17 protein-coding genes are annotated in these 23,834 nt (G+C 68.6%); 11 read left to right on the top strand and 6 right to left on the bottom strand.

Features of this window, described 5'->3' with window-relative positions:
- Positions 1–164: 164 nt before the first annotated feature.
- Complete coding sequence (acs, locus tag DAT35_RS09040) at positions 165–2,114, top strand: acetate--CoA ligase (RefSeq protein WP_108066538.1); 1,950 nt, start codon at positions 165–167, stop codon at positions 2,112–2,114.
- Positions 2,115–2,193: 79 nt separating this feature from the next.
- On the opposite strand, the gene DAT35_RS09035 is transcribed toward acs, so the two are convergent.
- Both DAT35_RS09035 and DAT35_RS09030 read right to left on the bottom strand, forming a co-directional pair.
- The gene (locus tag DAT35_RS09035; RefSeq protein WP_108066537.1) at positions 2,194–2,679 is read right to left on the bottom strand and encodes a GNAT family N-acetyltransferase; all 486 of its coding nucleotides are present in this window, start codon (positions 2,677–2,679) and stop codon (positions 2,194–2,196) included.
- Positions 2,680–2,725: 46 nt separating this feature from the next.
- Entirely contained in the window at positions 2,726–3,820 is a 1,095-nt protein-coding gene (locus tag DAT35_RS09030; RefSeq protein ID WP_158501621.1) for a DUF2381 family protein, read from the bottom strand.
- Positions 3,821–3,957: 137 nt separating this feature from the next.
- Between DAT35_RS09030 and DAT35_RS09025 the strand changes: the two genes are divergently transcribed.
- Complete coding sequence (locus DAT35_RS09025) at positions 3,958–4,803, top strand: DUF2381 family protein (protein WP_108066535.1); 846 nt, start codon at positions 3,958–3,960, stop codon at positions 4,801–4,803.
- Positions 4,800–6,656: a serine/threonine-protein kinase gene (locus tag DAT35_RS09020; RefSeq protein WP_108066534.1), complete on the top strand. Its 1,857-nt coding sequence runs from the start codon at positions 4,800–4,802 to the stop codon at positions 6,654–6,656. The genes DAT35_RS09025 and DAT35_RS09020 overlap by 4 nt, the downstream gene beginning before the upstream one ends.
- A gap of 52 nt (positions 6,657–6,708) precedes the next feature.
- On the opposite strand, the gene DAT35_RS58055 is transcribed toward DAT35_RS09020, so the two are convergent.
- Positions 6,709–6,909 (bottom strand): hypothetical protein, encoded by a 201-nt coding sequence (locus tag DAT35_RS58055; protein WP_146209646.1) that lies wholly within the window; start codon positions 6,907–6,909, stop codon positions 6,709–6,711.
- Between the two features lie 331 nt (positions 6,910–7,240).
- The gene (locus DAT35_RS09010; protein WP_108066532.1) at positions 7,241–8,071 is read right to left on the bottom strand and encodes a metallophosphoesterase; all 831 of its coding nucleotides are present in this window, start codon (positions 8,069–8,071) and stop codon (positions 7,241–7,243) included.
- 113 nt (positions 8,072–8,184) lie between these two features.
- Here DAT35_RS09010 and DAT35_RS09005 point away from each other — a divergent pair, with 113 nt between their 5' ends.
- The 7 genes from DAT35_RS09005 to DAT35_RS08975 all read left to right on the top strand — a co-directional run bounded on the left by DAT35_RS09005 (position 8,185) and on the right by DAT35_RS08975 (position 19,309).
- Positions 8,185–8,877, top strand: a complete 693-nt coding sequence (locus tag DAT35_RS09005; protein ID WP_108066531.1) for a response regulator transcription factor — start codon at positions 8,185–8,187, stop codon at positions 8,875–8,877.
- Positions 8,862–10,361: a HAMP domain-containing sensor histidine kinase gene (locus tag DAT35_RS09000; RefSeq protein ID WP_108066530.1), complete on the top strand. Its 1,500-nt coding sequence runs from the start codon at positions 8,862–8,864 to the stop codon at positions 10,359–10,361. The genes DAT35_RS09005 and DAT35_RS09000 overlap by 16 nt, the downstream gene beginning before the upstream one ends.
- Positions 10,362–10,467: 106 nt before the next feature.
- On the top strand, positions 10,468–11,175 hold the full coding sequence (locus DAT35_RS08995) for a hypothetical protein (RefSeq protein WP_108066529.1): 708 nt from the start codon (positions 10,468–10,470) through the stop codon (positions 11,173–11,175).
- Positions 11,176–11,405: 230 nt separating this feature from the next.
- Entirely contained in the window at positions 11,406–14,039 is a 2,634-nt protein-coding gene (gene ligD / locus DAT35_RS08990) for a DNA ligase D (protein ID WP_108066528.1), read from the top strand.
- A gap of 59 nt (positions 14,040–14,098) precedes the next feature.
- The gene (locus DAT35_RS08985) at positions 14,099–15,247 is read left to right on the top strand and encodes a cyclic nucleotide-binding domain-containing protein (RefSeq protein ID WP_108066527.1); all 1,149 of its coding nucleotides are present in this window, start codon (positions 14,099–14,101) and stop codon (positions 15,245–15,247) included.
- A 193-nt stretch (positions 15,248–15,440) separates the two neighbouring features.
- A complete protein-coding gene (gene acnA / locus DAT35_RS08980; protein ID WP_108066526.1) occupies positions 15,441–18,173 on the top strand; it encodes an aconitate hydratase AcnA in 2,733 nt (910 codons plus the stop codon).
- A 521-nt stretch (positions 18,174–18,694) separates the two neighbouring features.
- Positions 18,695–19,309: a DUF2378 family protein gene (locus tag DAT35_RS08975; protein WP_108066525.1), complete on the top strand. Its 615-nt coding sequence runs from the start codon at positions 18,695–18,697 to the stop codon at positions 19,307–19,309.
- 7 nt (positions 19,310–19,316) lie between these two features.
- Here DAT35_RS08975 and DAT35_RS08970 read toward each other — a convergent pair whose 3' ends face one another.
- Positions 19,317–19,739, bottom strand: coding sequence for a GTP pyrophosphokinase (locus tag DAT35_RS08970; RefSeq protein ID WP_108066524.1), 423 nt, complete (start codon positions 19,737–19,739; stop codon positions 19,317–19,319).
- Between the two features lie 14 nt (positions 19,740–19,753).
- Positions 19,754–20,131, bottom strand: a complete 378-nt coding sequence (locus DAT35_RS08965; RefSeq protein ID WP_108066523.1) for a peptide chain release factor-like protein — start codon at positions 20,129–20,131, stop codon at positions 19,754–19,756.
- A 367-nt stretch (positions 20,132–20,498) separates the two neighbouring features.
- On the opposite strand from DAT35_RS08965, the gene DAT35_RS08960 reads away from it, so the two are divergent.
- Entirely contained in the window at positions 20,499–23,819 is a 3,321-nt protein-coding gene (locus DAT35_RS08960) for an RCC1 repeat-containing protein (protein WP_108066522.1), read from the top strand.
- Positions 23,820–23,834: the final 15 nt, after the last annotated feature.

Below are 23,834 nucleotides of genomic sequence, written 5' to 3'. Positions count from 1 at the left end.
GTCATGGGCTCCTATGTTACGGAAGGTAACGCACGTTTCCTCACGTGACGCCTCGACGCGCCGCATCTGTCATGCAACCCTCCGGAAGCACGAGGGTTCCTCAAGGGGCATGACGCTTGCCTGGGAGCCCTCCATCCAACATCCCGACCCCTGGGGGAGACACCATGCTTATTGCGCCGAAGGAGCCCATCACCGCGCGCGCTCGCGTGAAGAGCCTCGAGGAGTACCAGCGCCTGTACCGTCAGAGCCTCGAGGACCCCAGCGGTTTCTGGGGTGAGCAGGCGAAGCGGCTCGACTGGTTCCACCCGCCTCAGAACGTGTTCGACGCGGACATGCGCGAGGTGGACTTCTCCTGGTATGGCGGTGGCCGGCTCAATGCCTGTCACAACGCGGTGGACCGGCATCTACAAACGCATCCGGACAAGGTGGCCATCATCTGGGCCGCCAACGAGCCGGGGCAATACCAGCGCATCACCTTCCGCGAGCTCAAGCACCAGGTGGCGCGCGTGGCCAACGTGCTCAAGGCGCACGGCGTGCAGAAGGGCGATCGCGTCTGCATCTACATGCCCATGACGCCCGCGGTGGCCTACACCATGCTGGCGTGCGCGCGCATCGGCGCGGTGCACTCGGTGGTGTTCGCCGGCTTCTCCGCCGAGTCGCTGAGGGATCGCATCCTCGACTCGGGGGCGCGCGTCGTCGTCACCGCCAATGAGGCGCCGCGCGGGCCCAAGGCCGTGGCCCTCAAGTCCATCGTGGACCAGGCGCTCGAGGGCCTCACCCAGGTGGAGACGGTGCTCGTCAGCCGCCGTACCGACACGGAAGTGGCCATGAAGGCCGGCCGCGACAAGGTCCTCGAGGACGAGATGGTGAAGCACCGCTCCACCTGTCCGGTGGAGTGGATGTCCAGCGAGGATCCGCTCTTCATCCTCTACACCTCGGGCAGCACCGGGAAGCCCAAGGGCGTGCTGCACACCACCGCCGGCTACCTCGTGTACGCGTCGATGACGCACGAGTACGTCTTCGACACACGCCCGGACGACGTCTTCTTCTGCACCGCCGACGTGGGTTGGATTACCGGCCACAGCTACCTCATCTACGGCCCGCTGGCGAACGGCGTGACGACGGTCATCTTCGAGTCCACGCCGATGTACCCGGACGCGAGCCGGTTGTGGAACGTGGTGGATGACCTGAAGGCGACCATCATCTACACGTCCCCCACGGCGCTGCGCGCGCTCATCCGCGAGGGAGACCCGTGGGTGAAGAAGTCCTCGCGCAAGAGCCTGCGGATTCTCGGCAGCGTGGGCGAGCCCATCAACCCCGAGGTGTGGCGCTGGTATCACGACGTGGTGGGCGAGGGCCGCTGCGACGTGGTGGACACCTGGTGGCAGACGGAGACGGGCGGAATCCTCATCACCCCGCTGCCCGGCGCCACGCCCACCAAGCCCGGCAGCGCCACACTGCCGTTCTTCGGCATCGAGCCGGTGCTGGTGGACGAGAAGGGCACCGTCATCGAGGGCAATGGCGTCTCCGGCAACCTGTGCCTCAAGCGCTCCTGGCCCGGCCAGGCCCGCACCATCTGGGGAGACCACCGGCGCTTCCGCGAGACGTACTTCTCCGCGTACCCGGGCATGTACTTCACGGGTGACGGCTGCCGCCGCGACGAGGACGGCTACTACTGGATTACCGGCCGCGTGGACGACGTGCTCAACGTGTCCGGCCACCGGCTGGGCACGGCGGAGATTGAAAGCGCGCTGGTGGCGCACGAGGCGGTGGCCGAGGCCGCCGTGGTGGGCTTCCCGCACGACATCAAGGGCACAGGCATCTGCGCGTACGTGACGGTGAAGCCCACCGGGCAGGACATGAGCCCGGAGCAGCTGGTGGGCGCGCTCAAGGAGCAGGTGCGCCGCATCATCGGACCGCTGGCCACACCGGATCGCATCCGCGTGGTGTCGGGCCTGCCGAAGACGCGCTCGGGGAAGATCATGCGCCGGATTCTGCGCAAGGTGGCCGAGGGCCAGATGGACAGCCTGGGTGACATCACCACGCTGGCCGAGCCGCACGTGGTGGAGGAGATCGTCCAGCTCGAGCAGAAGGAAACCGCGCGCAAGCGCTGAGGCACGCGATCATCCGGTTCCGGCGGTACCGCTCATCACGTACCGCCGGAGCCGGGAGCCGTGCCGGCTTCCGGTGCCTTCACGGGCGCCGGTAGAACTTCGTGTCCACGTGCATCACCGGGAAGCGCTCGGGCAGACCGGAGCGTGGCACCTCGACGAAGCCGTTCTTCTCGTAGAAGCGGTGGGCGGCGAGGAACTTCTCGGTGGTGCCGAGGAAGATCTCCCGCACGCCCTTGCGCTCGGCCCACGCCAGCAGCGTGGCCAGGAGCACCGCCGCGGTGCCCGCCTCGCGCCCCCGGAAGTCCTGGGCGACGAACATCTTGCGCAGCGCCGCCTGTCCCTCGCCGATGTCGAGCAGTGCGATCGTCCCCACCACCCGTCCCGAGGCCAAGGCCACCCAGAAGTTGCCGCTGCCACGCTGGTAGAAGCCCGGGATGTCTCGAAGGTCTGGCTGCTGCTCGGCGGTGATGGCAACCCCGAACTCCTCGCGCTGGATGCCGACGATGAGGGCCAGCAACTCCTTCGCGTGCTGCGGGCGGAACTCGGTGATCTCGATGCGGGGCATGGGAACGCCTCCTCGAAGGCGCAGCCTGCATGCCATGGAAGGGGAGTCAATCGTTCTCATTCTGGGTGCCCTCGTTCAGGAGGGGCCACCCGAAGGTCATCCCCTCCACGCGAATCCTCCTCGAGCCGCCGTCCTTCTCGAGCACCTCCAAGACGTAGCGCTCGGTGCTGGAGTGGGGCGTGTCGATCACGAAGCTCATCAGCCCCACCGCGCCGAATTCCACGCCCTCCCCGGGCACCTCCGCCTGCACGGCGCGCAAGCGCACCGCCTCGCCCGTGGACTCCTTCCGCAGTGCGTACTCACCCGGCTGCCAGCGCCGCTCGGGGTCCAGGTTGAAGACGGAGATCAGCACCACTGTCTGGAGATGCATCTGGTAGACGATGCTGTTGCCCAGCATGCCCACCTCGCCTCCGCCTCCCTCCTTGCCGTTGATGGTGAAGCGGCCCACCGACTCTCGCCGGTGCAGCCACGAGGGGAGCTTCATGCCGCACTCGTGGGGCACGGGTTCGCAGCGGAAGCGGGACTCCGTGGGGGCGCTGGGACCGGCGCGCGGCGTCTCCTGCTCCTCGGGAACGCAGGTCATCTCGCCCCGTCTCAAGAGGTGCCGCTCGTAGTCCACGGCGAAGCCGGCCAACGTCTCCGCCAGCGAGGCTTCCTGCTCCTCCTGCGTGGGCGGAGGCCGCCGATAGACATCCACACTCAGGTGCGTGCTCAGGTCGCCCCGTACCAGCGTCAGCTCCAGGCGCGCTCCGTCCTGGTAGGCCACGGACAAGGGAAGGCGCTCGCCCGGTTGTAACTGAGCGTCCACATCCAGCAGCAGCCGGTTGCCGTACTGCTGGTCCAGATGGATGCGCCCGCTGGCTCCCTCCAGCGTGGTCCGCTCGAAATCGAGCTTCCCATCCTTCAGCTCCACGACCGTCAGGAATCCTTTCGTCACCCGCACCTCCTTCTGGGAGGCGGGGGGCTGTTCGTAGAGCTTGAGCTCGAGCGCATCCGGCTTCCATCCCTGGGGCAGGGAATCGATGGGGACCCGTGCCTCGGCGGCCAGGGGCAGGGCCAGCAGGAAGCCCGTGATGAGAGAAAGAAGGGGCAGGCGGCGCGGATGTTGGGGAACGTGTGTCACGAGGAACGGGAGAGTCAATGCTACCTCCTTGGTCACTCCCGCATACCGCAGGAGATTCCAGAAGTCACGTTCATCCGCATGACCGCGTGCGTAAGCCAGTGCTTGTCCGCCCGCCATGGCCCCGGCTAGCGTGAGCGCCCTCTCCAAGGCTCCGCGTGCGCTCCGTCTCCTGGGCTGCTCTCCTCGTGCCGCTCCTCTTCTTCTCCATCCCGGCCGCCGCGCGTGGGCCGCCCTCCGGGCGCGTGTCTCGAACGCGCACCGTCCATGTCTCCGCGACTCCTGGCGAGGCGAGCTCCGAGCTACGCGTCGCGGGTGGCAACGCCACCATCGTCACCGTCGACGTGCCTCTGGGTTCCGGTGGTCCGAGGCTCCAGGACGAGACCGGGCGCGTCCGGCTCGTCCCGGTGGACGGGTCCTCGTTCATCGTCCTTGCCGCCGCCGATCTCTCCGAGGGCGAGCGCCTACCGCTCACCGTGCCCTTGCAGTCGGGCGACTCCCTCCAGCTCTCTCTCGTCACCCGACGCGGCGAGGTGGATGCGGAGGTACGGCTCGTCCGTCTCCGGGCCCCCGTCAGTGGTGAGGATGGAGTGGGCGATGTGGCCCGCCTCCTCAATGCCGCGCCGGAAGGACAGGTCGTGCTGGCCTTGCCGGATCGGATGTTGCGGAGCGGAAACGTCGATGTGCGGGTCGAATCCATCTTGCGGATGGGTCCGCACGCTTTCATCACACTGTCCACCCGGGGCCCTGGGCCATCCGACCAGGATTGGAAGCAGGTCCGGTTGCGAGCCATGTTGGAGGATGGCGCTTCCGTCGTGCTGCCCGTGCTTCGTATGTCCGCTCCCTTGTCCGCTCCCTCCGCGAAGCCGCTCACCCACCGGCATCACAGCCTCGTGGCCGCCCTCCCGGCAGGCTCCGTTCGATTGGAAGTCGTAGTTCAGGAGGAGGGAAGACCGGAGAGCACTCTTTCGTGGCCTTTGGGGCTCACGAAGGCGACGCCATGAGCAAGGCCCTGCATCCCAACCAGCTTCGTCCGGGAGACCGCGTGCGGGAGTACCGCCTGCTCCGCCGTGTGGGCACCGGCGGTTTCTCCCTCGTTTTCCTGGCGGAGCACGAGGGCAGCCTCTACGCCATGAAGATAGCGCTGCAACCGGCTTCGGATGCGACCGAGGACCACGTGGACGGCTGGATGCGTCGCGAGGCGGCCTCGTTGGAGCACCTGGCGCACCCCAACCTGCTGCCCGTCCACGAGATGGGGCGATGGCCTCACCCGCGGACGGGCTACTCCTTCTTCGTCACGGACCACATCCCGGGTGACACCTTCCACGAGTGGCGTCAGCGCGTGAGGGCCACGCCGTACCAGTGGGTGGGGGTGCTGTGCGAGGTGCTATGCGCGTTGGAGGCGCTGCATGAGCACGGGGTTTGTCACCGTGACATCAAGGCCGACAACGTGCTGGTGCGAGAGGGCGATGACCGGCCCTTCCTCATCGACTTCGGAGCCGTTCACCTGCCATGCGCGCGCCCGCTCACGGAGGGGCTGGCTCCCGGCACGATCTACTGTCAGCCGCCCGAGGCCATCCGCTTCCTGATGGGGAAGGAGGTCCTCGAGAAGGGGGCCCGCTTCGAGGCCCACCCCTCCGCGGACCTGTATGCCGTGGGCATCCTCCTCTACGAGGCGCTCACGGGGTGCCATCCCTTCGACCCGAAGCTGCCGCTGGATCAACTGCTGCTGGCCATCGTTACCCTCTCGCCCACCGAGCCCCGACAGCATGACCCCGAGGCTCCCTCCTCCCTGGCCGCCCTGGCCATGCGACTGCTGGCGAAGGATCCCGGGAGGCGTCCCCCGAGCGCCCGAGCCGTGCGCGAGGAGCTGGAGCGGCTGCGGGCGGAGGAGGGGGACACGGCTTCCTGGCGGAAGCCCTCGGTGTCGCTCGCGGAGCGCGTCAAGGTGGGCGAGTCGCCGGAGCGAGGCGTGCGCGAGCCGAGCCGAGTGGGCCACCGGCGGAAGGCGCTCCTGGCGCTGGTGCTCGGGTTTGGGCTGCTCGGGCTAGTAATGTGGGGTCTGCTCCGCGCGGAGGGGATTCCCTGGCTGAATGAAGCCAGCCATCCCGTGGAGCCTACCGCACCGGTTCCTCCGGTGCCCTCTGAACAAGGACCGCAGCCTGTGCAGCCCACCCAGCAGCCCACCCGTGACCCTTCCTCCCCCGACACCTCCGAGGTTCCCTCACGCACGTGCACCGTGCTCCGTGCCGTGCTGGGAGCGGCCATTGCCCAGCTCGTCGGATGTGTGACCACGCCCGCGGTGCGGCCGGATCCCGTCGGCTATCTCGACCGATGCCCACCCGAGGCGCGAGCTACGCCCAAGAAGCTGGGGCTGGAAGCCCCGTACGTGTACAACGCCGATCTTCTGGGGGTCACCCTGGCCTCGGCCGAGCCGATTGAAAAGGGAGGTTCCGTCAACATCAAACCAGGCCCCATCAAGGCCCGGATGTTCGCGAACTATGAGCCGGAAAAGACTCTCATCCTGGCCGGCGAAGTGGTGGCGACCACCCGGATGCGTGTCTATGTCCAGTTCGACCGGATCCAGCTGCCTGATGGCTCCTGGTTGCCCATCTGCGGGGCTGCGGCCAGCGTATGGGAGGAGGTGTATGGGATTCCGACGCGTGAGGGTGTCGTGTATCCAAATTCCATCGTGGACCCTGCGAAGGTGGACCACAGCCCTGGTAGCGTTGTGCTCAATGATGTCCATTTGCTGGCTGTCTTCGAGCCGCCGCCGGGGGAGCCTCGGGCCAACATCGGTCTGGTAGACCCCGAGGCACGACCGAAGATCAACGTCGGTCAGTCAGACGAGAAGTGACGCCATCCCCTTCGGACCTGCCTCAAACTCATTCTGGAGGTGCGCGTTCCCGTCAAGGGATTGGCAGGTCCGCGCCCGGGTAGACACGCGTGTAGAAGGGGCGGAGCCGTTCGATGTACTCCGGGGACTTCTGGGGTGGGCACGCGAGCACCGCCTCGATGAACGTGTCCGGCGGGCGATAGCCGTGGGCGGTGATGTAATGGACGATGAGCTCCGGCGCGATGAAGAGATGGTGCGCGGAGGGAATCCACACGTTGCCGGCTCCACCCGCGGGACGTTGCCCGGGTCCTGTCGGGCAGAACTGACAGAAGTGTGGCCCGGCTGCGGCGAAGGGCGCCCAGGCGGTCTTCACATGCTGTTGAAGTGCCTCCACGAAGGATGGCTCCACTGCTCCCCTCGTGAATGGGTGCGCGATGTCGAGCCATCCCACTGCGCGCACCTCGGGTCCCCTGCCCACCTGGCACTCCTCACCCATGTCCGGAAAGTACACGGCGTCTCCTCGTGAAAGGGCGCACGCTAATGGAGTATTCACGGCGCAAGCCAGTGGAGCGTTCACGAAGTCTTTGGCGAGCGTCGGAGCATATTTACGTGCCTGTCGGTCGGCGCAGCGTGAACAAGGTCAGCTCCGGCTCCGAGCCCAGTCGCGGGAGTATTCCGCCCCGTCCTGACCCCAGTCCCCGGTTCACGTAGAGCACGTTGCCTCGGTCGCGGTACTCCCCACGCATGTACCGCTCCCCGGCGATGCCTAGAGCCGCTTTCGTCAGGCCCGGCACTACCCACTGGCCACCGTGGGTATGTCCCGAAAAGCAGGCGAGCCCCATGTTGGGCTCCAGCTTCCGGAACGTGCTCGGGGTATGCGTCAAGACCAGCCGGGTTCCGCTGGCAGGCGCTCCACGCCAGGTGGCCAGCACGTCATCGTGCCGACTGTTTCCATCGTCCACTCCCAGGAAGGTGACGGGCCGCCCTCGGAGCGTCAGGGTGGTGTTGTGGTTGCGCAGGACGGCATAGCCACAGCCCTCCAGCCCACGCTGGATCCGCTCGGGATGAGTCCAGTGGTCGTGATTGCCGAGCACCGCCACCGTCGGCGCAGTGATTCCCTTCAGGAGCTCCGCCATGCGCTCGGGAGCGTCGCAGCGCCAGGTGACGTAGTCTCCGGTGAGCAGCACGACATCCGGCGCGAGCGCGTTCACCTGCCGGACCGCACCGATCACCCGCCCATCTGGAGTCAACCGCCCGGTATGGATGTCCGACAACTGAGCCACCCGCAGCCCATCGTGCTCCGGCTCGAGGGTCGGAACCTCCAGCTCCACCTGCTCGACCTGGAACCCGGGTCCGCTCGCCAGGGCCCGCCCTGGATGAAACAACAGCGTGGTGGCCGCGCCACCTGCCAACAGCTCGCGTCGAGAGAGGGTCATGGCCGACAAACTGCCGAGCCGTTGCGGCACCCGTTTCAACGCCGTGTGAAACGTGTGTGAAACGTCGCGGTCACGTTTTCCTCCCGCCGGCTGGGCCGCTAGAGTGACCGCCGATGTCCACGCTTCTCCTGATTGACGACGACCCCGCCCTCCTCGAGGTGGTGTCCCTGGCCATCGAAGACGCCGGGCATACGGTTGTCCGCGCCAGGGACGGGCAGGAGGGGCTTCGTAGCCACACCCGGTCCAGAGCCAGCCTCATCATCAGCGACGTGAACATGCCGAGGCTGGACGGCTTCGCGCTCTGCCGCAAGCTGCGCGAGTCCGGCGATGATACCCCGCTCATCCTGCTGACCTCGCGGGACAACGAGGTGGACGAGGCGCTCGGGCTCGAGCTGGGGGCCGACGATTACATCAGCAAGCCGTTCAGCACCCGCATTCTGCTGGCACGGATCCACGCCCTGCTACGGCGCGACGAGCTGCGCAAAGGGGCACAGGCTCGCCAGAAGCCGCTGGTCCAGGGCGAGCTCTCGCTGGACCCGGAGCGCCTGGAATGTCGCTATGCAGGCGTGCCCGTCCAGCTGACGGTGACCGAATTCCGCCTGGTCGAGGCGATGGCACGGCGGCCCGGCGTCCTCTTCACCCGGGAGCAACTGCTCAAGCAAATCCGCGATGACGATTGCGTGGTCGTGGATCGCCTCATCGACACCTATGTGCGGCGGCTGCGGCGGAAGCTCGAGGCGGTCCACCCGGGGTTCGACTGGATCGAGACAGTCATCGGCATGGGCTATCGATGGCGAGACCGCTGACCGCGCCCCGTCGCACGCTGCGCAACCGCTCGGCGGCCATCGCGCTGGCCGGAGTGCTTTGTCCTCTCGCGGTAGTGATTGCCTCGCACTCGGTGGAACGCGCCCTGGGCAACCGTGCGCATGACCGGGCAGCCGCCACGGCTCGCGAGCTCGCTGAACGATACAGGAGCGGCGCTTCCGACGACGAAGTGAGGGAGGCGGCCGCTGCGCTCGCGCCCGCCCGAGCGCAGCACGTCCGAGTCGTCACCCGCGAAGGGCGGACGGTCTTCACCCAGGACGCGTGGGACCAGAGCCCCTGGAGCGAGTGGCTGGTGGACCAGTTGTATGGCCCCGACAAGAAAGAGGCGCAGCGGGCGTGGGAGGCCGAGCGCGGACCGCTGCTGGCGCGGGCCGAGGTTGCCCAGGCGGCGGAGGATGCACCGTCCAGCCAGTGCTACTTCTACAACGCGGGCAACCTGTACATCTGCGCGGCCGCCGCCTGGGTGCCCACAATGGGGGAGCGGTCCACGCGACTCATTCACGTTCAGGGCAGCTCTCGGCGTTCGCTCACCGTGCACTTCCAGTCGACCCGCCACCTCATCAAGCTGGCACTGTTCGCCGCCGCGCTGGCCATCCTGCTCGGCTGGTGGACGTCCGCGCAATTGGTGACGCCCGTCGAACGGCTGCGGAGCGAAGTGCTTCGTCGAGCAAACGAGGCGGTGCCCCGAGCGGGCATCGACATCGGCCGAAAGGACGAGCTGGGGGACCTGGCGGACGCGTTCAACACCGTCCTGACCGCGCTGGCGGAGCGCAACCGCAACAACGAGGCCTTCCTCGCCGACCTCGCGCACGAGCTCAAGAACCCGGTGGCTGCCATCCGCGCCTGTGCCGAGCGGCTTCCAGAGACGCGCCCAGGCGAGACGGAGCGCCTTCAGCGTCTGGCCGGTGTCCTCCATCAGAGCGCCGTCCGCCTGGACGGCCTGGTCAGCCAGTTGCTCGAGCTGGCCCGGGCCGAAGCCGGTCTTCACAACGAGCAACGCGAGCCCGTCGCGCTGGTGACGCTGCTCGGAGCGCTTTGTCGCAACGTGGGGGAGGACTCGCGCCATCCCTCCTTGACGGTGAAGCTGCAGGCCCCCTCGGCCATCGAGGTCGCCGGCGTCGGACACCGATTGGAATCAGCCTTCCGCAATCTCCTGGACAACGCCGCTTCGTTTGCCGGTCCGGGCGGATGGGTCCAGGTGGAGGCGCGGCTGCAATCCAGCGTAGCCCTGGTGACGGTGAGCGACAGCGGCCCCGGAATCTCCCCCGCCGATTTGCCGCACGTCTTCGACCGCTTCTTCACCACCCGACAGGAGCAGCGTGGAACGGGACTCGGCCTCTCCCTGGCTCGGGCAGTGATCGAGGCCCATGGAGGCCGAATCGAGGTGGCCTCTCCGCCCGGACAAGGGGCGATCTTCACGATCCATCTGCCTCAGGCACGGCAATCCTCCCCAGGCAGCGCTTGAGCTGACGTGCACGCACAGTCACGCATTGGCTTGCCAGAATGCGATAGTCTCAAGCCACGGGGTACCGCATGATGACGCTGCTTCCCCTCTTGCAGTCGGAGACATCATGTACGTCGGCCACTTCGCCATTGGCCTTGCGCTGAAAGCACGTCATCCCAGGATCCCCGCCCTCCCCATCATGCTGGGGGTCGGCTTTCTCGACCTCCTCAACGGCATTTTCATTGCGCTGGGTTGGGACCGCGTCACCCCCAATCTGCGCGCCGAACCGTATGTGTTTTTCGATCTGACATTCATCGACTGGGATCACTCGCTGGTTGCCGCGCTGTTCTGGTCGGCCGTCTGGGGAGCGATGTTCCTCAAGGACAAGCGGGTCGCGGCGGTGGCGTTCTTCGCGGCGATTTCACATTTCGTCTCCGACTGGCTGATGCACAACAACGACCTGGCCCTGTTTCCGCATTCGCAGACACACCTGGGCTTCAACTTGTGGGGCAAGCTCGGCACGGCATCCTGGGTTCTGGAAGGGGTGTTCGCGGCCGCACTCGCGGTATACGCCTGGGTTCAGAGCGCCAAACGCGGCGTCAGCCTGCTGTGGCCCTGCGTTGCGCTGGCCGCCCTCTTCCTGAATCTTTCGCCCTGGCTCTCGCCGATGAAGCACGTGGCAACACTGAGCGAGCCCGCCGCCCACCTGCTGAATGGGGTGCTGGTGACGACTGGCTTCCTGCTGCCGGGCGCGCTGATGATCTGGCTCATCCAACGCTCCGAGAAAGAGGCAGGGGCAAAAGGCGGATTCGTAGCCGAAAACCCACTTGCCTGATGGCTCCTGGCCCATTTGCGGAGCTGCGGCCAGTAAAATGGAAGAGGTTTCGCTCTCGCGCGGCAGGGTTCCTTCAGAGGTCCTGCCCGTCCCCAAAGTAGGGTGGGGGACAGGCGGACAATCCAGCGGGTTGTTTGTTCAACTTGACGGGCAAGGTAGAGGAAGCGGGCGGCGCGGGACTCGCGCTCCGGCTTTTGCCTCATGGGCCGGGCGTGCCGACCCTTGGGGGGATGGCGACCTCGCGACGTTCCAGGACTTCCGCCCGGGCGCGCTTGCGCACCTACCGCGACAAGCGTGACTTCTCCCTCACCTCCGAGCCCTCTCCGGAGGTCCCGGCTCCGCGCGCTGGAGTCGGCCCGGTCTTCGTGGTGCATAAGCACGACGCCACCCGGTTGCACTATGACCTGCGGCTGGAGATCGACGGCGTGCTCGTCAGTTGGGCCATTCCCAAGGGCCCCAGCTACGACCCGGCCGACAAGCGGCTCGCGGTCCAGACCGAGGACCACCCGCTGGCCTACGCCACCTTCGAGGGTCGCATCCCCGAGGGCGCCTATGGGGCGGGCGATTCCATCTTGTGGGACTCGGGCACCTTCGACACGGTGCCGCCGGGCCAGGCCTCCGAGCAGCTCCAGCGTGGGCGGCTGCACGTGGTGCTGCGGGGAGAGAAGCTTGAGGGCGAGTGGCATCTCATCCGCACGCGTCCTCGGGGAGGGAAGGCGCAGTGGTTGTGTTTCAAGGCCAAGGATGGCACCGAGCGGCCTGACTACGACGTCGCGCAGGAGCGTCCCGCGTCCGTGAAGTCCGGCCAGCCTGTTACCCGAGGACCCCGCCGCGCCAGACGCGCCGAGCCGCCCGCCCGTGCCCCGCGTCCCTCCCGCCGAAAATCGAACGACCGTACGCCGGATGCGCTCCTCAAAAAATGGGGGTCCCCCATGCTGGCCACGCTGGCCCAGGTGGATGCCACCGCCGGAGCGGACTGGCGCTTCGAGGTGAAGTACGACGGCTTCCGCGCGCTCGCGGCGGTCCAGGGGGACCGGGTCTCCCTGCAATCCCGTGGCGGGAAGGATTTGTCCTCCCGCTTCCCGGCCATCGCGCGGGCGCTCGAGACGCTCGGTGAGCACTCGCTGGTGGTGGACGGTGAGCTGGTCGCCCTGGATGCCCAGGGCCGCTCACGTTTCCAGTTGCTCGGCAAGGGCGCCGAGGAGCGCTTCGTCATCTTCGACCTGCTGTGGCTCGATGGCGAGGACCTGCGTCCCCTGCCGTTGGAGGAGCGCCGGAAGAGACTCGAGCGGCTCCTGGCCCGCGTGAAGCCCCCGCTCGCGCTCGCCGAGCGGGTGGAGGGCAGCGCGAAGCAGGCCCTGGCGATGGCGAGACGGCGTGAGCTGGAAGGGGTCATGGCCAAGCGCGTGGGCAGTCCCTACACCTCGGGCCGCGGCGCCGACTGGCTCAAGCTCAAGGTGCAGGCCAACCAGGAGGTGGCCATCGTGGGTTTCACGCCCATGGCCAACGAGCGGCCGGAGATTGGCGCGCTCCTGGTGGCGGTGCGGGAGGGCGACACCTGGCACTACGCGGGCAAGGTGGGCACGGGCTACTCGGCGAAGGTGCGGCGGGAGTTGCGCACGCTCCTGTCGCGCGACGTGGTGAAGAAGCCGCCGGTGGAGGACGCCCCGCTCGTGCTGGATGCCCTGCGCAGCGAGGAGGCCTTCTGGGTGAAGCCCCGCCATGTGGCCCAGGTGGCCTTCACCGAGTGGACCGACGACGGACGTCTGCGCCACCCGTCCTTCCAGGGGCTGCGCGGTGACAAGCGTCCCGAGGAGTGCATCCGGGAGCGGCCTCGCCGTGCCCCCGTCGCGAGCGAGCGGCCCTCGCGGAGCGTGCGCGGTGCCTCGGCTGGGACGAGCGCCTCTTCGCGAGGTCCCCACCGGAGGGCCGGCACCAAGGTCCGCCAGGGTGCACGTGCCGCGGGTAGAACCTCCGTGGTCCGGAAGAATGCCCCGGCCGTGCCCGCCACGCGGCCGGTGGTGCTCACCCATGGCGAGCGGGTGCTCTTCCCCGAGGCGGGCTTCACCAAGGCGGACGTGTTCGCGTACTACCGGGACGTGGCGCCCGTGATGGTGCCGGCGCTCGAGGGGCGCCCGCTGGCGTTGCAGCAGTGGCCCCAGGGCGTGGACGCGCCCGGCTTCTTCCGCCAGGGCGTGCAAAGCGCGCCGGACTGGCTCACCACCGTCCGCATCCGCCACGAGACCCGCACCCTCTCCCACGTGGTGGTGGATACCCCCGAGTCCCTGCTGTGGCTCGCCAACCAGTCCGCCCTCACCCTGCACATCTGGTCCAGCCGGGTGCGGCACCTGAAGGAGCCGGACTGGGTGCTCTTCGATCTGGACCCCGGGCCGGGAGGGACCTTCGACGACCTCATCCAGCTGGCCACCTCGCTGCGGAGCTACCTGGAGCGGCGGGAGCTGCGCAGCGTGCCCAAGACGTCCGGCAAGCGCGGCCTGCACGTGTTGGTGCCGCTCTCACCTAGCCATACCTACGAGCAGGCACGGACGTTCGCCCAGGAGACGTTCGAGGTGCTCGCCCGGCGGCATCCCGAGCTGGCCACCACCGAGCGCTCCAAGGAGCGGCGCCAGGGCAGGCTGTACCTCGACGCGGACCAGAACGCCTGGGGGAAGACCCTGGTGGCGCCGTACTCCCTGCGTGCCCTGCCCCATGCGCCCGTGTCCACTCCGCTCGCCTGGTCCGAGGTGACGCCCCGGTTGGACCCCCGGCGTTTCACGCTCGACACCTTGCGTCGACGCCTGGACCAGGTGGGAGACCTGTTCGCTCCGGCACTGACGGGCGGGCAGAGGCTTCCCGGGCCTTGAACCCCCTGGGCAATCCCCGAGGGGGTGGTAGCGTGGGGCGCTTGTGAGCGTGACCACGGATGAGTGACGGAGCGGACACCCATTTCCGGCAGCGGGACCTGGCTGGGCAACAGGCCGCTCGTGGGCGGTTGGACCTGGCGCTCGCGGAGATCCGCCAGTTCGAGTTGCAGGGCAAACCCGAGGAGGCCATCGCCGGCTATGAGGCCCTGGCGAGGGCGTGGGCGCACGGCAGCCAGCTCCTGCGTGCCATCGTGGTGTGCAAGGAGTTGCTGCGGGTGGATCCGAAGCACACCCGCACCCAGGCCTTCATCGCGAACCTCTACGCGCGCTACCCGGTCCAACCCCAGGAGGGCGAGGGGGACCAGGTCTCCGCCGAGCTCGAGCTGCTCCCGGACCGGGAGGACCCGGTGGCGGTGCCCATCTTCTCGATGCTGACCCGGGATGCGTTCGTGGCGCTGCTCGAGGCGATGGAGGTGCGCATCTACGGAATCGGCCAGCCGGTGATGCGCGAGGGAGACCCCGGCTCGTCCATGTTCTTCATGGTGGAGGGCCGGGGCGATGTGATGCGGCTGCTGGAGGGCCGGGGGCCGCAGGAGGGGCCGGTGGTGGAGGGCGGCGTCTTCGGGGAGATGGCGCTCATCACCGAGGGGCCCCGGCTGGCGAGCGTGATGCCCTCGGTGCCCTCGGTGTTGCTGGAGCTGACGCGGGCGCGGCTGGTGGAGCTCTCCAAGAAGCACCCGCTGGTGGACCGGGTGGTGCACGCCTTCTGCCGCAAGCGCGCGGCGGACAACCTGCTGCGCACCCACCCCATCTTCTCTCCGCTGCGCATGGAGCAGCGGCGGCTGGTGGCGCGCGAGTTCCAATTGCAGCGGGTGGCGGCGGGCACGAAGCTGCTCACCGCTGGGCAGATGGGGGATGCCCTCTACCTGCTGCTACGGGGCCGTTGCACGGCGTACCACGTGCACCCGGACGGGCGCGAGACGCCCTACCCGGTGCTGCGCGAGGGCGATGTGTTCGGGGAGATCTCCCTCATGCTGGGCAAGCCGGTGACGGCGATGGTGCGGGCGGATGTCCCGTGCGTGTTGCTGCGGCTGGACCGGTCGGCCGTCGATCGGCACATCTTCAGTCAGCCGGGCATGCGGGACGCGCTGATGCAGATTGGCGCCGAGCGCCTGCAGCGCACCGCCCGTCTACTGGCGGACCGTTAGCCGCGGCCGCCGGGCCCACCGCGGCCCCGGCCGGGCCCCGCCGTGTAGGTGTGTGAACCGGCCTGGACCGTTGGTGAAGGTCGCCCCAACCGTCCGCCCCTGGAATCCCGTGCACGAACCCTTTGCAAGCCGCTTTCGACGGGCCTAGAAGACCCCCGGATTCCATGTGGACGGAAGGAAGGACGGCACTCAAATGACGGACAGTTTCAAGAGCAAGAGCCAGCTCAAGGTGGGCTCGGCCAACTACGACTTCTACAGCCTCGCCAAGGTCGGCAAGGACCATGCTTCGGTCGCTCGCCTGCCTTTCTCGCTGAAGGTCCTGCTCGAGAACCTGCTGCGCAACGAGGATGGCCGCGTGGTGAAGCGCGAGCACATCGAGAAGATGCTCGCCTGGAACCCCAAGGCCGAGCCGGACACCGAAATCTCCTTCCACCCGGCGCGCGTGCTGCTGCAGGACTTCACCGGCGTGCCCGCGGTGGTGGACCTGGCCGCCATGCGCGAGGCGCTCGCCAGCCTGGGGGGTGACCCCGCGAAGATCAACCCGCGCAACCCGGCGGACCTGGTCATCGACCACTCGTTCCAGGTGGACGTGTTTGGTACCTCGGACGCCTTCCGCGCCAACGCCGAGCTCGAGTTCGACCGCAACAAGGAGCGCTACGCCTTCCTGCGCTGGGGCCAGAACGCGTTCAAGAGCTTCCGCGTGGTGCCCCCCGACGTGGGCATCTGCCACCAGGTGAACCTGGAGTACCTGGCCCAGGTGGCCTTCCGTCAGGGCAACCTGCTCTACCCCGACACGCTGGTGGGCACCGACAGCCACACCACGATGATCAACGGCCTGGGCGTGGTGGGCTGGGGCGTGGGCGGCATCGAGGCCGAGGCGGCGCTGCTCGGCCAGCCGATCACCATGCTGATTCCGCAGGTGGTGGGCTTCAAGCTGACGGGCCAGCTGCCGGCGGGCGCCACGGCGACCGACCTGGTGCTCACCGTCACGCAGATGCTCCGCAAGAAGGGCGTGGTGGGCAAGTTCGTCGAGTTCTACGGCAACGGCCTGAAGAACCTGTCGCTGCCGGACCGCGCCACCATCGCCAACATGGCGCCCGAGTACGGCGCCACCATCGGCTTCTTCCCGGTGGACGAGGAGAGCCTCAACTACCTGCGCTTCACCGGCCGTCCGGCCGAGGTCGTCGCGGTGGCCGAGGCCTACTTCAAGGAGCAGGGCCTCTTCCACACCGCCAACACCCCGGACCCGGCCTTCAGCGACACGCTGGAGCTGGACTTGTCCACCGTCGTCCCCAGCCTCGCCGGCCCCAAGCGCCCGCAGGACCGGGTGACGCTCAAGGACATGAAGGGCGCCTACGAGAAGTCGCTGGTGGAGATGCTGGCGGCGGGCAAGAGCAAGGGCGAGGACGACGAGGGCGGCGGCAAGGCCAAGGCCCCCGCGGCCCCGGTGCCTCCCGAGCGCCTCAAGCAGACCGTCACCGTGAAGTCCGGCAACCAGAGCTACGAGCTGGGCCACGGCGCGGTCGTCATCGCCTCCATCACCTCGTGCACCAACACCTCCAACCCGGCGGTGCTGCTGGGCGCGGGCCTGCTCGCGAAGAAGGCCGTGGAGCGCGGCATCAACGTGAAGCCCTGGGTGAAGACGAGCCTGGCCCCGGGCAGCCGCGTGGTGACGGACTACCTCCGGGAGGCCGGCCTCATGCCCTACCTGGAGGCGCTCGGCTTCCACATCGTGGGCTATGGCTGCGCCACCTGCATCGGCAACTCGGGCCCGCTGCCGGATGCGGTGGCCGAGGCCGTCACCACGGGCGACCTCGTGGTGGCCGCGGTGCTCAGCGGCAACCGCAACTTCGAGGGCCGCATCAACCCGCACGTGCGCATGAACTACCTGGCCTCGCCGCCGCTGGTGGTGGCGTACGCGCTGGCCGGTGAGGTGGGCAAGGACCTGGACACCGAGCCGCTGGGCACGGACCGCAACGGCCGCCCGGTGTTCCTCAAGGACATCTGGCCCACCACCGAGGAGATCCGCCAGTTCATCTCCAGCGCGGTGAAGCCGGAGCAGTTCCGCAGCCAGTACTCGCGCGCCATGGAGGGCGACACGCTCTGGCAGCAGCTCCCGGCCGGCGGTGGCAACACGTTCAAGTGGGACCCCAAGTCCACCTACGTCCGCAAGCCGTCCTTCCTGGAGAACATCCCCGCCGAGCCCAAGCCGCTCACCGACATCAAGAGCGCCCGGGTGCTCGCGCTGTTGGGCGACTCCGTCACCACGGACCACATCTCGCCCGCGGGCAACATCGCCAAGACGAGCCCGGCCGCCAAGTACCTCATGGATCACGGCGTGGAGCCCAAGGACTTCAACTCCTACGGCGCGCGCCGCGGCAACCACGAGGTGATGGTGCGCGGCACCTTCGCCAACATCCGCCTGAAGAACCTGCTGGTGCCGGGCGTGGAGGGCGGCGTCTCCGTCCACATCCCCACCCGCGAGCGGATGAGCATCTACGACGCCTCCATGAAGTACCAGCAGGAGGGCACGCCGCTGGTGGTGCTGGCCGGCGCCGAGTACGGCACGGGCTCCAGCCGTGACTGGGCCGCCAAGGGCACCGCGATGCTGGGCATCAAGGCCGTCATCGCCAAGAGCTTCGAGCGCATCCACCGCTCCAACCTCATCGGCATGGGTGTGTTGCCCCTGCAGTTCGAGGCGGGCCAGGACGTGCAGAGCCTGGGCCTCACCGGTCATGAGACGTTCGAGATCTCCGGCATCTCCACGGACCTGGCGCCGCAGAAGAAGCTCACCGTGAAGGCCACGGGCGAGGGCGGCACCAAGGAGTTCACCGCGCTGTGCCGCATCGACACGCCCAACGAGCTCGACTACTACCGCCACGGCGGCATCCTGCTCTACGTGATGCGCCAGCTGGCCAAGGGCTAGTCCGCGTGTGAGTCCCCTCTCCTCCGGGAGAGGGTGGGTGCGGCCCGGTGTGCCCCTCGTGGCGCGTCGGGCCGTGTCGTTTCCACCTGACTCGAGGCGGCCCGGGCGCGCGGATGACGCGCTCAGTCGAGAATGCACTCCAGCGGGAACGGAAGCACTGCGGGCGAGGTAGGCGGGGAGCGCATGCCGCCTCGGTGATGAACGGGTGCGCTCGCTGATGGACCTCGCGGCCGTTAGTTCCACGTGTTCCAGGACAATCGCGAGATCCTCCAGGAGGACGCCGCGATTCCTCCGGAACAGGCAGAGCGTTGCTTGACGGTCCACTCTTCGCATGAGACCTCATACGGAGGGAGCGGGGCATGGGACGTGGCGGGGAGTCGACTCCCAAGGGGTGGACAGGGCGCCGGTCGTGGGAATCCTGGTTCGCCTGTCGCCGATGAGGGCGAATCGGCCACCAACCCGTTGTAGTATCAAGGGAGTGCGGCGCCGATCTTCGAGCTCGATGCCGCCGGAATGCGAGCATGAGTTCTGAGTCGAATCCAGGCAGCGACGCCGCATACGACGCCGAGCAGGATCTCCAACAGCGCTTGCTCCTGGCGACTCCGCAGCACACCACGCGCGGCTTCCTCTTCACGTCCCTGCTGCGGGTGGTGCGCGAGCTCGGCCAGGACGAGGCGGTGGTGCAGCGCTGCGTGGCGGCGAGTGGCGAGAAGAGCTTCGTGGAGTTCTTCAACTACCCCACGCGCTCGCTCCTGATGATGCTCGCCGCCGCGGCCCGGGCGCTCAGCGGCAGGTGCGGCAGCTTCGAGGAGGCCCTGCGGCAGATGGGCTTCAAGGCCGGGTCGAGCTACATGGAGACGCCGGTCGGGCGCACGGCACTGCAGCAGGCGGGCGGCTCCCAGCAGTTCATGATCGCCCTGCAGACGCTCTACTGGGTGCTGACGACCTATGGGAAACCCTCGGTGACGTGGACCGGGCCGAACAGTGGCGTCCTGGCCGTCCAGCGCACCTTCATGCCGCTGGCGTACCACGAGGGTGGGGCATGGGCGATCGCCCGGAAGCTGGGGATGAAGCTGGTGAGCGTCCGCGCCCGGAGGACGGGAGAGCTCAGCATCGAGCTGGAGGTCACCTGGTGACGGAGGCTCACGCCTCCTTGAGTCGAGCCCAGGCCGCGCGGTAGCGGGTCAGTCGCTCGGCATCCTTCGCCGAGAGGGCCGGCAGCCGCCGCACGTCCATGTTGTCCTCCAGGTCCGCCAGCTTCACCCGGCGGGCGAGCGCGTGGGGACGCACCCGCTCGATGAAGGCCTCATACGTCTCGCCCTCGCGCTTCGTCAGGCAGTCCAGTGCGCCCAGCACCTCCTCCGGGTAGCCGAGCTCCCGCAGCCGCTCCAGCGTCCAGGACGAGTCCTCCACCACGTCGTGCAGCACGGCCACCATCCGCTCCGTGTCCCCCTCCAGGCGCAGCATCACCCGCAGGGGATGGAGGATGTAGGTGGCGCCCGCCTTGTCCCGTTGGCCCCGGTGGGCCTCCACGGCGAGGGCGATGGTGTCTTCCAGGGAGGGCATGGGGTGGGTTCCTTTCACCACTGGTCCTTCTTGCTGCGCTGCGCCTTCTTCTCGCCCGTGCGTTTCTTGGACTCCAAACGACGCTTCTGGGAGCCCTTGGTGGGCTTCGTCTTGTGGCGCTTCTTGGGCACGTAGGTGAGGGCCTTGAGGCCCTCGCGCAGGCGCTCGAGAGCGGCGCCCTTGTTCTGCACCTGGCTGCGGCGCTCGGTGCCGGTGACGGACAGCGCGGTGGGGGGATGGGTGAGGCGCACGCCGCTGGCGGTGGTGTTGCGGTGCTGGCCGCCCGGGCCGGAGGCGATGAAGAACTCCACCTCGCAGGCGCGCAGCAGTGCGTCGTCATCCAGGGCGAGGGCCTCGAGCGCGGCCTGTCGGCGAGAGGGGTCGGCATTCATGCGACCGTCAACCTAGTAACACTCGGACAGTTGTGCACCCGCGTCCTGTTGGAGGGGGGGCGCAAACCGGGCCTGTGTCGTCTCCAAACCCCGGTGTCCCCGAGTCTTTCCGCCTTTGCACCGGGTGTGATGACGCGCTGTTCCCGGCCACGCGCACCCCGGATGGAGCCCCGCGGACACCCGGGAGTCGCACGTCACCCAGTTGCATATAAATCCAGCTTGTCTGCATATGTCAGGTGTTCAGGGCCTGACTGACGGGGTCAGGAGCGGAGGGCGCGATGGCGCTCCGAGACACGTGGGGGGCTGTGTGGGTGACGCAAGCCTTGCCTCGATTCCGTCGGTCCCGAGGCACGAACGAGAGGGATGAATGATGGGTAGCACCTTGTGGAGGGGCCTGAAGGTCACGCTCCTTCTGGCCGTGACCGCGCTGATCGCCGCGTGTGGTGGTGGAGGAGGGCAGGGGGAGGGGGCGGACGGGGCGTTGGGCCAGCACCCGGCGCCCGTCATCATCGTGCAGGGCCGGCCGTACCGCCTCGCGGCGGGATTGGGCCACTCGCTGTACGTGACGCCGACGGGGACGGTGTGGAGCTGGGGCTTCAACGACCGGGGTCAGCTCGGAGATGGCACCACCACCCAGCGTCTGAGCCCGACGCAGGTGCAGGGGCTCACGAGCATGATGGCCGTCGCCGCCGGCAACAGCCACTCGCTGGCCCTGCGCCAGGGGGGGACGGTGTGGGCCTGGGGTGGCAACTCGGATGGCCAGCTGGGAGATGGCACCACCACCCAGCGGCTCGTGCCGGTGCAGGTGCCCGGGCTGACGGGAGTGACGGCGATCGCCGCCGGCAACCAGCACTCGCTGGCGCTCAAGGATGGGGCGGTGTGGGCCTGGGGCAACAACAGCTCCGGGCAGCTCGGGGATGGGACGTCCTCCATCCGCTCCTCCCCGGTACAGGTGCAGGGGCTGCCGGCGGGGGTGGCGGTGACGGCGATCGCCGCCGGTGACTTCCACTCCCTGGCGCTGTGTCAGGACGGCACGGTGTGGGCCTGGGGCAGCAACTTCAACGGCCAGCTCGGGGATGGTTCCACCGCGACGCGTTCCACCGCGGTGCAGGTGGCCAGCCTCAAGAGCATCGTGTCCATCGCCGGAGGCGGCGCGCACAGCGTGGCGGCGGCCCAGGACGGCTCGGTGTGGAGCTGGGGCGACAACACCTATGGCCAGCTCGGCAATGACGGGACCGCTTCCTCCCCGACGCCCGTGCGCGCGTCCGGACTCACCGGTGTCACCATCGTGGCCGTCGCCAGCGGCACCTATCACTCCGTTGCCCGGGCCATTGATGGCTCCGTGTGGGTCTGGGGAGACAGCAGCCAGGGCCAGACGACCCGGACGGACGGCGCCGTGGTGCGAGTCCCCATGCAGGTGCCCGGCGTCTCGGACGTGCAGGCCATCGCCTGTGGCAACTCCTTCTCCCTGGCCGGCCGCTCCGATTCCTCCGTCCTGGGCTGGGGCTCCAACAGCTACGGCCAGCTCGGAAATGGGAGCGCGAGCTGGCGCCCCATCCCGGGCCAGGCGCAGGGCCTCTCCGGCGTCTCGGCGCTCGCGGCGGGTGACATCCATGCGCTCGCCCTGCGGACGGACGGCACGGTGTGGGCCTGGGGCGACAACACCTACGGCGAGCTCGGGGATGGCACCCTCACCCTGCGTCCGGTTCCCGTTCAGGTCACCCAGCTCTCGTCCGTGCGCGCCATCGCCGCGTCCAACTACCACTCGCTGGCGCTCAAGGGCGACGGCACGGTGTGGGCCTGGGGTGAGAACGCCTCCGGTCAGCTCGGAGACAGCCTGGGCGGCCGGCGCTCCACTCCGGGGCAGGTGCCGGGCGTGACGAAGGCCACCGCTGTCGCCGCGGGCACCTACCACTCGCTGGCGCTCAAGGACGACGGCACGGTGTGGGCCTGGGGGGATGACACCCAGGGTCAGCTCGGGGATGGCGCGACGTCCAGCACCCCGCGCGCGGCACTGACGGTGTCGTCGCTCACGGGCGTCACCCGCGTGGCCGCTGGTCTCTACCACTCACTGGCGCTCAAGAACGACGGCACGGTGTGGGCCTGGGGCTACAACGCCTTCGGGCAGCTCGGGGATGGCACCACCACCTCGCGCTCCCTCCCCGTGCGCGTGCAGGGGCTCACGGGCATCGTCGCCATCTCGGCCGGGCCCTACCACTCGGCGGCGGTGCGCAACGACGGCACGGTGTGGGTCTGGGGCGACAACTTCTACGGCCAGCTCGGGGATGGCACCACCACCTCGCGCTCCACGCCCGTCCAGGTCTCCGGCATCTCGGGCTTCATCTCGGACATCTCCTCCCGCGGCAGCCACATGGTGGCCCTGCGCTCCGACGGCATGCTCTGGACGTGGGGGCGCAATGCGACCGGCCAGCTCGGCCTCGGCCACAACACCTCGGTGCTCGTCCCGGTGCTGGTGCCGAGCTTCTCGCGCGTCCAGGCGCTCGCGGCCGGTGGGCGCATGTCCATCGCGTTGCGCACCGACGGCACGGCGTGGACCTGGGGGGACAACAGCTACGGCGAGCTCGGCAATGGCTCCACCAGTGCGTCCTTCGTCCCCATGCAGGCGAGGGGCAACCCGCGCTCCGTACCGCTCGCCGCTGGCGCCGCCCACTCGCTGTACGTGCGCTCCGACGGCTACGTCTGGACCTGGGGAAACAACGACCTCGGGCAGCTCGGGTACGAAGGCTCCGGCTCCACGTCGATTCCCTCCGTGGTGCCGGATCTCCGGTGTTTCGAGGCGGTGTCGGCCGCCGCCTCCTACTCGCTGGCGGTGCGCTGCGACGGCACGGTGTGGGCCTGGGGCGACAACCGCAAGGGCCAGCTCGGGGATGGCACCACCACCGCGCGCTTCCTCCCGGTGCAGGTGCAGGGGCTCTCGAATGTGGTGGCCATCTCCGCGGGCGCCGGCCATGTGCTGGCGGTGCGCGCCGACGGCACGGTGTGGGCCTGGGGTGACAACAGCCAGGGCCAGCTCGGGGATGGCTCCACCACCTCGCGCACCACGCCGGTGCAGGTGCTGGGGCTGCTCGACGTGAAGACCGTCTCCGCGGGCGCCGGCCACTCGCTGGCGGTGCGCTGCGACGGCACGGTCTGGGCCTGGGGCAACAACACCGCCGGCCAGCTCGGGGATGGCACCACCACCTCGCGCTCCCTGCCCGTGTTCCTCCCGGCGCTCTCGGGCATCCAGTCCGTCGCCGCCAATGCCTCCCATTCGCTGGGGTTGAAGTCGGATGGCACGGTGTGGGGCTGGGGCGCCAACACCGCCGGCCAGCTCGGGGATGGCACCACCACCTCGCGCCTGCTCCCCGTGCAGGCCCAGGGTCTGGCGAACGTCACGTCCCTCACCACCGGTACCTCGCACGCACTGGCCCGCGTGTCCGATGGCTCCCTGTGGTCCTGGGGCGGCAATGACTTCGGGCAGCTCGGGGATGGCACCACCACCTCGCGCTCGCTGGCGTCTGCGGTGCCGGAGCTCACGGACGTCACCGCCCTGTCCGCGGGCAGCCTCCACTCCCTGGTGCTGCAACAGGATGGCACGCTCCGGAGCTGGGGAAGCAACTCGGACGGACAGCTCGGGGATGCGTCCCCGGGCTTCCGCTCGAGCCCGGACCCGGGCCAGGTGCTCTGAGCCGCGCCTGGCCCG

Origin of the sequence: Vitiosangium sp. GDMCC 1.1324, from assembly GCF_003044305.1 — a bacterium.
Taxonomy (GTDB): domain Bacteria; phylum Myxococcota; class Myxococcia; order Myxococcales; family Myxococcaceae; genus Archangium.
This window is presented reverse-complemented; position numbering and strand designations above follow the sequence as displayed.

Excerpts from the sequence above, each read along its gene's own strand:
- acs (WP_108066538.1), top strand. The coding sequence starts at position 165 with ATGCTTATTGCGCCGAAGGAGCCCATCACCGCGCGCGCTCGCGTGAAG.
- DAT35_RS09035 (WP_108066537.1), bottom strand. The coding sequence starts at position 2,679 with ATGCCCCGCATCGAGATCACCGAGTTCCGCCCGCAGCACGCGAAGGAG.
- DAT35_RS09020 (WP_108066534.1), top strand. The coding sequence starts at position 4,800 with ATGAGCAAGGCCCTGCATCCCAACCAGCTTCGTCCGGGAGACCGCGTG.
- DAT35_RS09010 (WP_108066532.1), bottom strand. The coding sequence starts at position 8,071 with ATGACCCTCTCTCGACGCGAGCTGTTGGCAGGTGGCGCGGCCACCACG.
- DAT35_RS09005 (WP_108066531.1), top strand. The coding sequence starts at position 8,185 with ATGTCCACGCTTCTCCTGATTGACGACGACCCCGCCCTCCTCGAGGTG.
- DAT35_RS09000 (WP_108066530.1), top strand. The coding sequence starts at position 8,862 with ATGGCGAGACCGCTGACCGCGCCCCGTCGCACGCTGCGCAACCGCTCG.
- DAT35_RS08995 (WP_108066529.1), top strand. The coding sequence starts at position 10,468 with ATGTACGTCGGCCACTTCGCCATTGGCCTTGCGCTGAAAGCACGTCAT.
- ligD (WP_108066528.1), top strand. The coding sequence starts at position 11,406 with ATGGCGACCTCGCGACGTTCCAGGACTTCCGCCCGGGCGCGCTTGCGC.
- DAT35_RS08985 (WP_108066527.1), top strand. The coding sequence starts at position 14,099 with ATGAGTGACGGAGCGGACACCCATTTCCGGCAGCGGGACCTGGCTGGG.
- acnA (WP_108066526.1), top strand. The coding sequence starts at position 15,441 with ATGACGGACAGTTTCAAGAGCAAGAGCCAGCTCAAGGTGGGCTCGGCC.
- DAT35_RS08975 (WP_108066525.1), top strand. The coding sequence starts at position 18,695 with ATGAGTTCTGAGTCGAATCCAGGCAGCGACGCCGCATACGACGCCGAG.
- DAT35_RS08970 (WP_108066524.1), bottom strand. The coding sequence starts at position 19,739 with ATGCCCTCCCTGGAAGACACCATCGCCCTCGCCGTGGAGGCCCACCGG.
- DAT35_RS08965 (WP_108066523.1), bottom strand. The coding sequence starts at position 20,131 with ATGAATGCCGACCCCTCTCGCCGACAGGCCGCGCTCGAGGCCCTCGCC.
- DAT35_RS08960 (WP_108066522.1), top strand. The coding sequence starts at position 20,499 with ATGATGGGTAGCACCTTGTGGAGGGGCCTGAAGGTCACGCTCCTTCTG.